Origin of the sequence: Vibrio sp. 1167, assembly GCF_033340375.1 — a bacterium.
GTDB classification, from domain to species: Bacteria; Pseudomonadota; Gammaproteobacteria; order Enterobacterales; family Vibrionaceae; genus Vibrio; species Vibrio alginolyticus.
The window spans coordinates 184,647-197,058 of the sequence record NZ_JAWOWK010000006.1 but is presented as its reverse complement, the minus strand read 5'-3'; the positions used below and the strand labels follow the sequence as shown (position 1 = coordinate 197,058).

Genomic DNA, 12,412 nt, shown 5'->3' with positions numbered 1-12,412 from the left:
GAATTGAGGCATTATGGCTTACAGTACTTTTAACCAAAAAAAGAATGACCAATTGAAGGAACCAATGTTCCTAGGTCAATCAGTAAACGTTGCACGTTACGACCAACAAAAGTTTGAGATTTTCGAAAAACTTATCGAGAAACAACTTTCTTTCTTCTGGCGTCCAGAAGAAGTAGACGTATCTAGCGACCGTATCGATTACAACAAACTGCCAGATCACGAGAAGCACATCTTCATCTCTAACTTGAAGTACCAAACGCTTCTTGACTCTATCCAAGGCCGCAGCCCTAACGTGGCACTGCTGCCGCTTGTGTCTCTACCAGAACTAGAGACTTGGATTGAGACTTGGTCTTTCTCTGAAACGATTCACTCTCGTTCTTACACACACATTATTCGTAACATCGTGAACGACCCTGCTGTAGTGTTTGATGATATCGTTGAGAACGAGCACATTCTGAAGCGTGCAAAAGACATCGCGCACTACTACGACGATTTGATTCAAGCGACGAATGATTACCATCGCTACGGTGAAGGTGAGCATGTCCTTAACGGTGAAACGGTTAAGGTTAGTCTGTACGATCTTAAGAAGAAGCTGTACATCTGTCTGATGTCTGTTAACGCATTAGAAGCTATTCGTTTTTACGTAAGTTTCGCATGTTCTTTCGCTTTCGCAGAACGCGAACTAATGGAAGGTAACGCGAAAATCATCAAGCTGATCGCTCGTGACGAAGCACTTCACTTAAATGGCACGCAGCACATGATCAACCTGCTACGTAACGGTCAAGATGACTTCACTTTCATGCAAATCGCAGAAGAGGCAAAACAGGACTGTTTTGACCTATTCAAAGAAGCGGCTGAGCAAGAAAAAGAGTGGGCAGAGTATCTATTCAAAGATGGCTCTATGATCGGTCTAAACAAAGACATCCTAAGCCAATACGTTGAATACATCACAAATATTCGTATGCAAGCGGTAGGTCTACCAGCAGCGTATCCAGAAGCAACAACTAACCCAATTCCATGGATTAACGCTTGGTTGTCTTCAGATAACGTTCAAGTTGCGCCTCAAGAAGCAGAAATCTCTTCTTACCTTGTGGGTCAAATTGACAATGAAGTTCGCGCAGATGACTTCGAAGGATTCGAGCTGTAATGGCAACACTCAAAATCAACAAACTGATCAGCATTGAATCCAACCCTTCCAATACGATTTTGGAAACAATGGAGCAAGCTGGCCTATTACCAGAATACAACTGCCGTGATGGGCACTGCGGCGCCTGTCGCTGCAAATTGGAGTCTGGTGAAGTGGAGTATGTTGGTTTTGCCATGGCTTACACACAAAGTGATGAAATATTACCTTGTATCTGTAAAGCAAAATCAGATTTGTCACTTAGTGGCGTTAACTACGCGATGAAAGAAAAGCAGCGCGCATAACGTTGACTCGACGGTATAAAATGCAAAAGCCAAGGTAATCACCTTGGCTTTTTTGTCTCTGTGTTTTGTCTCTCAGACTACTGTAGAGAGCTTTGGTTATAAAGCACTGCTCGGGAGGTGCATCTCTTTAACTTTCTCTAAAAATGCATAATGCGCAAACATCGGTTTACGTTCTAGGTAGCGACGCAACAAGTCTAGTGCTGCCGTGCTGATCACTTTAACTTGATCATTGCGCTGATACTTTTTCGAGAGTTTATATAATGCTCCCCACTCGCCTGACGGTGTCGATAAAGCGACGGAAAAAACGCCCTCTTCAATATGGCCAGTGACGAGTGATAAATCCGTCCCACACTTCTCTCGCGTAGCACCAGCCAGAGCAAACGTTTCTGCTAATGGATCTCCGCTGTTGCCCATCGCCTGAGTCAGGCTCGGTAGTACCCAACCATGCCCTAGTTGCTTTTCAGCGTTTTCATCACTGTTTAGCCAGTACGTTAAGTATCCCCTGCTACTTTTTTCGGAGGTCGACACTGTTAGTCCTTTATCGACCAACAACTGGCCGACATTTTCAACCATAGGTAAATCAATACTAACGGTATTACTCTCAAGGTGTTTATTAATTATCTGTACGAGTTTCAAACGCTGTTCAAGCTGATCTGAAGGACCAAAAAGTTTCACTTCAATAAAAGGCAAGTAAGAGCGATACCCTAGCTCATAGCCTTGAGGAAGTTTTAGCTGATCTAGCTTATCTGAAATACCGGATTCAGACAGACCAAACGTGTAGATTCGGCTACAACATGAACCTTGCACATCGGGAAACACTCTTCTCAGATCGGGAAGAATTTGCGTCTCTGCCATGAGCTTAAATTCACTTGGTACACCCGGTGTGAAATAAAAAATGGCATCATTAATCAGCATTTTGAAACCGCAAGCAGTGCCTATCGGGTTGTCCAATATCTCTGCCGTTTCTGGCAGCATTGCTTGCTTTAAATTACTGTCCGGCATAGGGATGCCACGTCGAGCATACAAACTTTCTAGATGCTGCAACCACTCTTTGAATAGCACCAGTTTACAATCGGCGGCTCTCGCGGCGGCGGCAGCACTCATGTCATCCGTTGTAGGGCCTAAACCACCATTAACAATAACCACATCGTTGTTAAAGCTGAGCATTAAAAACTCTTCAACCAAACTCGATAGGCTATCACCAACCGTAGAGCGCTTTGTTAAGCCAAATCCATGTTGATAAAACAGGCTAGACAACCATGCCGCATTAGTATCAACAATATCACCGTGGAGGACTTCCTCACCAGTACTAAGCATTGCTATTTTCACAACTGACTCCTGAACGTAAGCACAATCCTATTTTCGTTATAGCGCTTATTTTTCTTTTTATTTGGACAAATCTCGCCGAGGTTTGTTGGGACTAAATAAGGGTCAAGTGTTTAAATGATTGATGTTTTGAGGGATAATTACGAGCCCGAACATACACCATTAACTCGGAGACCTTTGTGTCAAAATCATCCATGTTCAAGACGACTCTAACAGGCCTTTGCTTGGCTTCGTCAGCGCTTGCGCAAGCAAGTCACTATGACCTAAGCCGTCATACAGAGTTTTCTTACACACCTGATTGCTTGTCAGGTTACTGCGAAACGACGACTCTGTACACCTTCGAGGCTCAAAATCGCGGTGTTATGTATGAACAGAATAATGATGATTCGCTAAACCTTGACGCAGGGCTTCAGCCTAAACATCTCATCATCCCTCAAGATAAAGACTGGGATTATCTGATGGGTCAAACCTACACCATTCTAGGTCTCAGTATCGCGACCGTAGGCATGATGACTTTTCTTCCAGAAAGTATCACCAAATGGGACGAAGAAGACCGAGACATGAGTAAGTTGGGGCAAAAGTGGAAAGATAATGTCTCTGACGGCCCCGTTTGGGATCGTGATGAACATGTTCTCAATTACATCATGCACCCATATTTTGGCGGCGTTTACTACACGGCAGCACGTCATGCTGGCTATAATGAATTTCAGTCGTTTTTGTACTCCGCAACTATGTCGACGTTCTTTTGGGAGTATGGCGTGGAGGCGTTCGCAGAAGTACCATCTTGGCAGGATATTTTTATCACACCATTCTTTGGTGCTGTTGTTGGTGAAATGATGTTAACGGCTGAGCAAGACATTATTGCAAACGGCGGCGAAGTTATGGGCTCTGAAACCGCAGGTGATGTTTCGCTCTTCTTCTTAAACCCTGTTGGACATATTCATTATTGGGTAACTGATGCATGGGGCGGTAGTGCAGAACTACAATTCAATTCATCACCTTGGTTTGGAAACCAAGATGTTGCAAAATTCGCCATGGACGCAGGCGCAAACTACGACAGTCAATTTTATGGTGTCGAGTTAAAAGTAACGTTCTAATCCTAAGTTGATACTCGGTAAAAAGCAGCCTTACGATGGCTGCTTTTTTGTGCTCTGAACATTGTTTTAATTATTTGCATCACGAATTAGTGTTAAAAATTGACTTTCATCAAACCTTACCCGCCCTTAGCACCTACACTAAATAAAAGGATTTATTCCAATAACTTAAGTAGCACGTTTATTCGTACTGCGTCCAAACCTTGATTCCAGGAGGGGACATTATGAACACCGTATTTATTGTTAATTTTGTCGGACAAGCGTCACCCGCCACGATTAAAGAGCTCGCTGCAATCACACACGAAAACGGCGGGAAATGGCTGATCAGCAAAGTAAACTTTATCGAAGACCAAGTTGCAGGTGTCATCAAAGTAGAGCTTCCAAGAGAAAATGCCGACATCGTTAAACAGGCGTTCTCTTCTTGTCAGACTCTTGTTGTTAGGTTCGTCGACTCTGAACCTCATTCATATCGTGAAGACACTATCTTCCAACTTCGTTTAGATGCCAACGATAGAGCGGGTATTGTGAATGAAATTACTCACGTTCTCGATAATCAAGGTATCTCAATTTTAGATATGGATTGTCAGCGTGTATTCATTGCTGGAGGCGGAGGGGTAAGCTCTAGCTTATTCAGCGCTAAAATGGCGATAAAACTACCTAGCGAGCTAGAAATTGAAGACATAGCCAATGAATTAGAATCTCTGAGTGAAGACACTCGTGTAATTGTAGAAAGCTAACTGCATACCTTTAACGCTTCCCCAATAAAAAGAGCAGCAATTCAGCTGCTCTTTGTCGTTCTAATACTCAATACGTTTTATTTCACTGACCACTGAGACAGTGAACGTTTGAAATCAGAGTAGTCAAATTCATTCAGTTTTTGAATGTCACCATTCGAGCGTTCACAGTAAACCGACGGCATACGTAGACCGTTAAACCAGTTCAGTTTCACCATGGTGTAACCGGCACTATCTAGAATATGTAGACGCTGTCCTATCTCTAGAGGCTGTTCGAAGTTCGCTACGCAGAACTGGTCACCAGCCAAACAAGAACACGAGCCGATCACATACTCATGTTCACCATTTTCAGATGCTTCAAGAATTGACGCTGGCTCATTGTAGATCAACGTATCTAAGCGGTGAGCTTCTGTGGCTGAATCGACAATCGCCGTCTTCTTTACGTTCTCTACAATATCAACCACTGTTACAACGAGATCAGTGGTCTTAGTAATTATCGCTTCACCCGGCTCTAAATACATTTGTACGCCGTGTTTCTCTGAGAACGCTTTAAGTGCTAACCCCAACTTCTCGATATCGTACCCCGGCCATGTGAAGAACACGCCGCCGCCCATGCTCACCCAGTCCAGCTTATCTAGGTACTCGCCAAACTGATCTGAAATAGCATCGAGTAAGCCGATAAACGCATCTACGTCTTTGTTCTCACAGTTCATGTGGAACATTACGCCATCAATACCATCAAAAATTTCCGGTTTGATGTGATCAGCCTGAACCCCAAGACGAGAGAATTGACGCGCTGGGTTTGCTAAGTCTTGCCCTGCATAGCTCACACCTGGGTTTAGGCGCAAGCCAATCGATGCTTTACCTTCGACAATATGACGATAAGCCGCTAGCTGTGACTGAGAGTTAAAGATCATCTTGTCACAGATGTCCGCCACATCGCGAACGTCATCTTCGCTGTAACCCACACTGTATGCGTGTGTCTCACCACCGAACGTTTCGTAGCCAAGCTTCACTTCAAACGGGCCAGAACTTGTTGTTCCGTCTAGGTAAGGCTTGATGATGTCGAATACACCCCATGTTGAGAAGCACTTCAGTGCTAATACAAGCTTCACACCAGAGATGTCTTTTAGCTGTTTTGCTTTCTCTAGATTCTCAATCAGCTTGTCTTCATTGATCATGAAGTATGGCGTTTTTAGTTCGTTTTGTTGCATTTTGATACCTTACGTCCCTTCGCCTTAGCAAAGACACTATAAAATCGAACAAAGCCGACGCAAGTGCATCGGCTTAAACGTACAAATAAGAGTCGCTAAATTCTTACTTCAATTTATGGATAACAGGTTGTCCTGGCTCCAGTTCTTGAACATGCCAATCTAGACCAATAGATGGCATGGTTTCTAGGAATGGGTCAGGATCTAGCTGCTCCATGTTGAACACGCCTTTGTCTGCCCATTTGCCACGGAAGAACTGCAAAGCAGCAGTGATCGCAGGTACGCCAGTGGTGTATGAGATAGCTTGGTGTTCAACATCTTCGTATGCGACTTCGTGATCAGCGTTGTTGTAAATAAATACACTGCGCTCTTTACCATCTTTCTTACCTTGAACCCAAGTACCGATACACGTTAGGCCAGTGTAGCCTGGTGCGAGAGATGTTGGATCTGGTAGTAGTGCTTTTAGCACGTGCAAAGGTTGAACAACCGTACCGTCGTGAAGCGTTAGTGGATCTGGGCTGAGTAGACCGATGTCGCGCATCACATTGAAGTAGTTTAGGTAACGGTCACCAAAGCCCATCCAGAATTCGATGCGTTTCGCCGGGATGAACTCTTGCATAGATCGAACTTCGTCGTGCGCCATTGAGTACACTTTGTGTGAACCACAATTCGGGAATTCGAACTCAAGCATACGTGAGTGACAAGGTACTTGTTTCCACTCGCCGTTTTCCCAGTAGAACGAATCGCCTTGAATCTCAAGCATGTTCGTTTCTGGATCAAAGTTAGTTGCGAACTTCTTACCGTGGTCGCCTGCGTTTACATCCATTACGTCGATAGTATCGATTTCATCGAACAGATGCTTCACTGCGTATGCGGCAAACACCGATACTACGCCCGGATCGAAACCAGCACCAAGAATACCTGTAATGCCCGCTTCTTCAAACTTCTCACGGTAGCCCCACTGCCAATCGTAAGCTTGAGGTACTTGTTGGCCTTCAGAGCACAAGTCAACCGCAACAGATGTATCAAGGTATGACACTTTAGCTTGGTAACATGCTTCCATAATAGACATGTTCACCCAAGGAGGACCTGCGTTGATCACTAAGTCAGGTTGTACTTCTTTAATTAAAGCAACTAAAGAATCTACGTCGTCCGCGTTTACCGCTCGCGCTTCTAATTTCTTAGTTGAATCTTTCAGATTGTTTTTCTTCTGAATCGATTCGATGATTTTCTCACACTTACCTACGGTACGTGATGCGATTGTGATATCACCCAGAACGTCGTTGTTTTGTGCTGCTTTATGTGCAACTACCCAGCCAACGCCGCCTGCACCAATCTGTAGAATTGCCATAGTTTTCCGTTACCTTTGTTAAACTAGCTCTGCCGCTAGCGTATTGATTTTTGAGAGCAAAGATTCAAAGTCCGCTGTCGTCAGACACGGGTTCAAAATCGTAAATTTCAATGCAGTTTTATCGTCGACAATGGTTTCACCCAATACCGCGATACCGCGTGTTAACGCTTCTAAGCGCAACGTTTTGTTCAGTTCATCAAGATCCGCTGATTCATGTGTCGCGCGGAACAGAACCGTAGATAGTGATGGTTCAGCCAACAACTCAAAGTGTTTGTTATCTCGAATCATGTCCGCCACTTCAAGCGTCTGTTCAAGCAAATGATCATACATATCGCCTAGGGCTTTTGGCCCTACGCTTTGCATCGTCATAAACACTTTGAGCGCATCAAAACGCTTAGTTGTCGCAATAGACTTATCCACCAAGTTCGGTAGTTCGTCGTGTTCGCGGTTCAAATAGTCTGCATGGTGAAGCAGGAATTTAAAGTTAGACTTGTCATTTACCAATAGCGCACCACAACTGATGGTTTGGTAAAACAGCTTATGGAAGTCTACGCTGATGGAATGTGCACGCTCACAACCTTTCAGACGCGCTTTTTGGCTACTTAGAATCAGAGCTCCACCGTATGCACCGTCGACGTGCATCCACATGTCATGTCTCGCTGCCATATCGGCGATAAAGTCTAAGTCATCAATAGCACCGTGGTCCGTTGTACCCGCTGTACCAACAATGGCAAATGGGATCAAACCTTCTGCTTTGGCCTGATTGAGAACTTCGTCTAATTTAGTGACATCCATCGTTCCATCGGCATTAGCATCGACAGTCATGACCGCTTTTTCACCCAACCCCATCCAAGACGCTGATTTTTGAACCGTGAAGTGGGATTTTTTCGAACATACAATACGTAGCTTGTCTGCGTATTCAGGAAGGCCAAGCTTTTGAATTGAGTGTGCACTGAGTTTGTCAGCAATCCAATCTCGCGCAAGCATCAAACCCATTTGGTTACTTTGCGTGCCGCCGCTCGTGAAGATACCGTCCGCTTTTTCACCTAACTCATATTTATCGCATAGCCAGTTCACAACTTTCTGTTCAACATAAGTCGCTGATGAAGCTTGATCCCATGAGTCCATCGACTGGTTCAAAGCCGCAATCATTGCCTCTGCCGCAATCGCTGGCATCAACGGTGGAGTATGTAGGTGAGCAATACAATCTGGATGTTGAGTAAAAATTGCGTTTTTCGCGACCAGCTCAGCAGCATCGTCGATAACGGTTTTAAGAGGCGCATTTCCATTATCAAGATCAACGTCGTGAATCGCTGCTTCCAATGCTTTTGGATCCATACCTGAATACGGTGCAGTCACTTGTTCAAACACTGACTTCATTGCCGTAGTCGTGTGATTCATCACCGAAGCAAATTCATTGCTGCCCATCTCTCCAGTGTGGATGAAATGCTTCTTCCATTCATCTTGTGGCTGAGTTTCGATGTGACTACCGCCAGCGGCTAAAATCGCGTCTTCAAATACACGTAAAGCAAAGTCGATTTGCTCAAACGAGATGATAAGAGGAGGAAGGAAACGAATTACTGCGCCTTCGCGTCCACCTTTCTCAACGATCAAACCACGCTCGAGTGCTGCGCGTTGAATAGAAAGTGTGAGTTCACTATCCGCTTGAGGTTCACCAAATTTATTGAGCTCACCGTCTGGATTTTTAATCTCCACGCCTAGCATCAAACCTTTGCCACGAACCTCTGCGATACAGTTCACACGCTTTTGAATACTTTCAAGGCCGTAGCGCAAGTACTGACCCGCAATATTGGCATGCTCAACAAGATTATCACGCTGGATAATTTCTAATGCTTTCGCACCAGAGACCATAGCTAGCTGGTTACCACGAAATGTACCTGTGTGCTCGCCCGGCTTCCATGTATCATGTTGCTTGTTGATAACCAATAGCGACATTGGTAAGCCACCACCAATTGCTTTTGATAAACACAGAATATCTGGAACAATGCCCGACTCTTCGAACGCGAAATTGTAGCCAGTTTTACCAACACCACACTGGATCTCATCGAAGATCAGTAAGATACCGTGTTCATCACAAATACGACGTAACTCTCGTAGCCAGAATGCTGGCGCAGGAACAACACCACCCTCACCTTGCACTGGCTCCACGATAATCGCGGCAGGCTTCATAATGCCTGACTCATCATCGTTTAAAAGACGATCGATATAGCGAATACTTGCTTTCGCACCTTCATCACCGCCAAGCCCAAAAGGACAACGCAGGTTGTATGGGAAAGGCATAAAGTGCACATCCGACATCAAACCAGTTCGACGAGCTTTCGTGCCTAAGTTACCCATCATCCCCATCGTACCATTAGTCATACCATGGTATGCGCCACGGAAGGCAAACATAGTGTTGCGACCGGTAGTCTGTTTCGCGAGCTTGATAGCAGCTTCAACCGCATCAGCTCCAGACGGGCCACAAAATTGGATAACGCTGTTCTCGCTTAACTCTTGAGGAAGAAAAGACTTAACGGATTGAATAAACGTCGTTTTTGCTGATGTTGCAATATCTAGCGTCTGATATGGCAGTCCTGAATCTAATTGTTCTTTCAGCGCTTGGTTTATTTCAGGATGGTTATACCCCAAAGCTAGAGTGCCTGCCCCCGCAAGGCAGTCTAGAAAGATCTGTCCACGCGTATCTTCAACCAAGCACCCAAAGGCTTGTTTAATTGCGATCGGCAAACGACGTGGATAAGAACGTACTTCAGATTCATGCTCAGCCTGATCAATCAATACTTGATCTGGCGTTAAGTCATACGTTCCCTCAACGATAGGAACCTGAGACGAAAAAATGTTTGCGATATTGCTATCGACTTCAAAGGCAGTGCTCATACTACATAATCCCTTGAATTATAATAATTCTGTATCCTGTATTAATAATCATTAGAATGAAATTACAGGAGGTGTGAATACCCCTCCGCATTTGTCAGTGCATAAATGACAAATACAGATCATCCGCCACGATACTCGCGGCTTTATATGTAAAAGGGATTAATCAAGGTTCTGTAATGCACCCGTTTTGTAAAACAGGACATTTCGGCAGTATGAAGCTGATTAGTGTGTGTTTATTCAAAGGTTTCAATGTTGGGTTTCCCATTAATATGCCGCGTTTACAGCATTAGTATCCCGTCTATCGACAAAAGGCTTTGCCGATACCTACCCTACGCAGTGTCACAATCAGCTTGAATGGTCACTACGCGTATCCCCCAGAGATCAAACGTTGTTAATTACGCTCCGAGATTGCGCGCGAATTTATCACAAAATAAAATCTTCTGGCAACGATTTTTCATATTAGTAACAGTGATGTAAATCACAACAAAACATACCCCATTGCAACTCACATGTTCATATTCATGAGCTATGCTTTTCTGCTTCTCTCAAATAGCTGTTATTTAAACAAATATTCTTGAGATATCATCACCTCATCTAACAGAGGTTTAAGGTTGTGCTGCTTAATCGTAAAACATTCCTTTCTATATCCGGAACATTTAAAAAGATAGCATTCTCGTCACAGCTTTGCCTGGATCAAGAGTAGTTATTCTCCACAAGTGATGGTTTAAACATAGACTAGTAGGAATGGCTAAGATGCTTTGCAATGGCAGAATGAACAATCACTTGAGTCAATGAGACAAAGGGTTCGTTACTTAACGAAGCCTGTGACAGAAAAGAAGTTTGAGATTTTCAAAAAATACGAAAAAGGCCTAACATTTTCATGTTAGGCCTTAAATCTGGAGCGACACACGAGGTTCGAACTCGTGACCTCAACCTTGGCAAGGTTGCGCTCTACCAACTGAGCTAGTGTCGCATTTAATATGAGATGGTGCCCCGGGCCGGACTTGAACCGGCACAACGCGAACGTCGAGGGATTTTAAATCCCTTGTGTCTACCAATTCCACCACCAGGGCACACAAATATTCTTTGTGATGCCTTTACAGAAAAGTAAAACACCATCTGATACCGCTAAATGCCATATCAATAAAATTTGGAGCGACACACGAGGTTCGAACTCGTGACCTCAACCTTGGCAAGGTTGCGCTCTACCAACTGAGCTAGTGTCGCATTTATTCTCGAAAGCCATTCACTCTCAAAAGAATAATGGAGGCGCCTCCCGGAGTCGAACCGAGGTCCACGGATTTGCAATCCGCTGCATAGCCACTCTGCCAAGGCGCCTCATTTGTGAATAAAGCTAAGCTTTTTCACCACCCTTTCGAGCCGTGCTCTCTTGGGTACGGGATGCATTCTACGGATTCGAGCGATCGAGTCAACACTATTTTTATTTTTTTAAATCGTTTGACTAGAATTTGTGCGAAAGACGATGGATTGCTTAGTTTTAATACTAAAAATCGCTTAAATACACTTGTTTATCATAAAACTTTGGCTACGCCTTACACTGCTGGCCGTGCGTTGCGTGCATTGAAGTATTAATAATCAGAAGACTCGCCTCTCTAAGACTCTCCAAGGACAAAAACAAGACTTAGATCACAAATAGAACTCTATCGAAGCAAAAGCCCCAGATACAAATTGCAAACATGGCCGTTAGCAAGCATTGAAAAGCGAGAGAAGCCAAAAAATGCTGTAGATTGTCTTAGATACAAAAAAGCAGGCTATTAAGCCTGCTTTCTAACATCAGAATTTAATGGTGCTCTTCATTCAACAGATCGTCTTTCGCAGCAGCCAAATATTGAATCATTGACCAATATGTCAAGAAAGTTGCCACATACAAGGCCGCAAAGCCTAGCCAAACCATCCATTCATCGTAACGCCATATCAACACCCATAAGGCGAACATTTGCGAAACAGTTTTTACTTTGCCAACCCAAGATACCGCAACACTTGCTCGCTTACCGATTTCAGCCATCCATTCTCGCAATGCTGAGATAATGATTTCTCGCGCAATCATCGTTACCGCAGGAATGGTCACCCAAATTGAATGATAATGTTCCGTGATTAGAATCAATGCCGTTGCCACTAGCACTTTATCAGCGACAGGATCAATAAACGCGCCAAAACGAGAAGTTTGGCCAAGTTTACGGGCCAACATGCCGTCAAGCCAGTCAGTAAAACCCGCTACCCAAAACACCATTGCTGCTGCAAACGGTGCCCATGAATAAGGTAGATAAAAGACAACCACAAAAACAGGGATTAGGAACAGTCTAAGAAGAGACAGAATGTTCGGGATATTCAAACGCATTTTATTATTCTCTT

9 protein-coding genes and 4 tRNA genes are annotated in these 12,412 nt (G+C 44.2%); 4 read left to right on the top strand and 9 right to left on the bottom strand.

Annotated elements, in window-relative coordinates; all coding sequences use genetic code 11:
* Positions 1-13 precede the first annotated feature (13 nt).
* Both nrdB and yfaE read left to right on the top strand, forming a co-directional pair.
* A complete protein-coding gene (nrdB, locus tag R7Z78_RS15450) occupies positions 14-1,147 on the top strand; it encodes a class Ia ribonucleoside-diphosphate reductase subunit beta (RefSeq protein WP_005376818.1) in 1,134 nt (377 codons plus the stop codon).
* Positions 1,147-1,428: a class I ribonucleotide reductase maintenance protein YfaE gene (gene yfaE, locus R7Z78_RS15445; protein WP_005376817.1), complete on the top strand. Its 282-nt coding sequence runs from the start codon at positions 1,147-1,149 to the stop codon at positions 1,426-1,428. Before nrdB ends, yfaE begins: the two co-directional genes overlap by 1 nt.
* Positions 1,429-1,524: 96 nt before the next feature.
* On the opposite strand, the gene R7Z78_RS15440 is transcribed toward yfaE, so the two are convergent.
* Positions 1,525-2,757 (bottom strand): CinA family nicotinamide mononucleotide deamidase-related protein, encoded by a 1,233-nt coding sequence (locus R7Z78_RS15440; RefSeq protein WP_033905660.1) that lies wholly within the window; start codon positions 2,755-2,757, stop codon positions 1,525-1,527.
* A gap of 191 nt (positions 2,758-2,948) precedes the next feature.
* Here R7Z78_RS15440 and R7Z78_RS15435 point away from each other — a divergent pair, with 191 nt between their 5' ends.
* Positions 2,949-3,851 carry a DUF3943 domain-containing protein gene (locus R7Z78_RS15435; protein ID WP_033905662.1) on the top strand — a complete coding sequence of 301 codons (903 nt, stop codon included), beginning with the start codon at positions 2,949-2,951 and terminating at the stop codon, positions 3,849-3,851.
* Between the two features lie 221 nt (positions 3,852-4,072).
* Positions 4,073-4,585, top strand: a complete 513-nt coding sequence (locus R7Z78_RS15430; RefSeq protein ID WP_005376814.1) for a glycine cleavage system protein R — start codon at positions 4,073-4,075, stop codon at positions 4,583-4,585.
* Between the two features lie 77 nt (positions 4,586-4,662).
* Here the strand turns inward: R7Z78_RS15430 and nspC are convergent, their stop codons facing one another.
* From nspC to pgsA, 8 genes are all read right to left on the bottom strand, one after another.
* Positions 4,663-5,796, bottom strand: coding sequence for a carboxynorspermidine decarboxylase (gene nspC, locus R7Z78_RS15425; protein ID WP_025767273.1), 1,134 nt, complete (start codon positions 5,794-5,796; stop codon positions 4,663-4,665).
* 103 nt (positions 5,797-5,899) lie between these two features.
* Positions 5,900-7,144 (bottom strand): carboxynorspermidine synthase, encoded by a 1,245-nt coding sequence (locus R7Z78_RS15420; RefSeq protein ID WP_012841628.1) that lies wholly within the window; start codon positions 7,142-7,144, stop codon positions 5,900-5,902.
* An 18-nt stretch (positions 7,145-7,162) separates the two neighbouring features.
* Positions 7,163-10,039, bottom strand: coding sequence for a pyridoxal phosphate-dependent class III aminotransferase (locus R7Z78_RS15415; RefSeq protein WP_104975453.1), 2,877 nt, complete (start codon positions 10,037-10,039; stop codon positions 7,163-7,165).
* Positions 10,040-10,936: 897 nt separating this feature from the next.
* Positions 10,937-11,012: transfer RNA gene (locus tag R7Z78_RS15410), tRNA-Gly, on the bottom strand.
* 13 nt (positions 11,013-11,025) lie between these two features.
* Positions 11,026-11,112, bottom strand: a tRNA-Leu gene (locus R7Z78_RS15405).
* Positions 11,113-11,190: 78 nt separating this feature from the next.
* Positions 11,191-11,266: transfer RNA gene (locus R7Z78_RS15400), tRNA-Gly, on the bottom strand.
* Between the two features lie 37 nt (positions 11,267-11,303).
* Positions 11,304-11,377, bottom strand: a tRNA-Cys gene (locus R7Z78_RS15395).
* A gap of 463 nt (positions 11,378-11,840) precedes the next feature.
* Positions 11,841-12,398 (bottom strand): CDP-diacylglycerol--glycerol-3-phosphate 3-phosphatidyltransferase, encoded by a 558-nt coding sequence (gene pgsA, locus R7Z78_RS15390; protein ID WP_005394805.1) that lies wholly within the window; start codon positions 12,396-12,398, stop codon positions 11,841-11,843.
* Between the last annotated feature and the right edge of the window lie 14 nt (positions 12,399-12,412).

Bases quoted from the DNA above. Each gene is read 5' to 3' on its own strand.
- R7Z78_RS15430 (WP_005376814.1), top strand. From the start codon at position 4,073: ATGAACACCGTATTTATTGTTAATTTTGTCGGACAAGCGTCACCCGCC.
- R7Z78_RS15435 (WP_033905662.1), top strand. From the start codon at position 2,949: ATGTTCAAGACGACTCTAACAGGCCTTTGCTTGGCTTCGTCAGCGCTT.
- nrdB (WP_005376818.1), top strand. From the start codon at position 14: ATGGCTTACAGTACTTTTAACCAAAAAAAGAATGACCAATTGAAGGAA.
- yfaE (WP_005376817.1), top strand. From the start codon at position 1,147: ATGGCAACACTCAAAATCAACAAACTGATCAGCATTGAATCCAACCCT.
- R7Z78_RS15415 (WP_104975453.1), bottom strand. From the start codon at position 10,039: ATGAGCACTGCCTTTGAAGTCGATAGCAATATCGCAAACATTTTTTCG.
- R7Z78_RS15420 (WP_012841628.1), bottom strand. From the start codon at position 7,144: ATGGCAATTCTACAGATTGGTGCAGGCGGCGTTGGCTGGGTAGTTGCA.
- nspC (WP_025767273.1), bottom strand. From the start codon at position 5,796: ATGCAACAAAACGAACTAAAAACGCCATACTTCATGATCAATGAAGAC.
- pgsA (WP_005394805.1), bottom strand. From the start codon at position 12,398: ATGCGTTTGAATATCCCGAACATTCTGTCTCTTCTTAGACTGTTCCTA.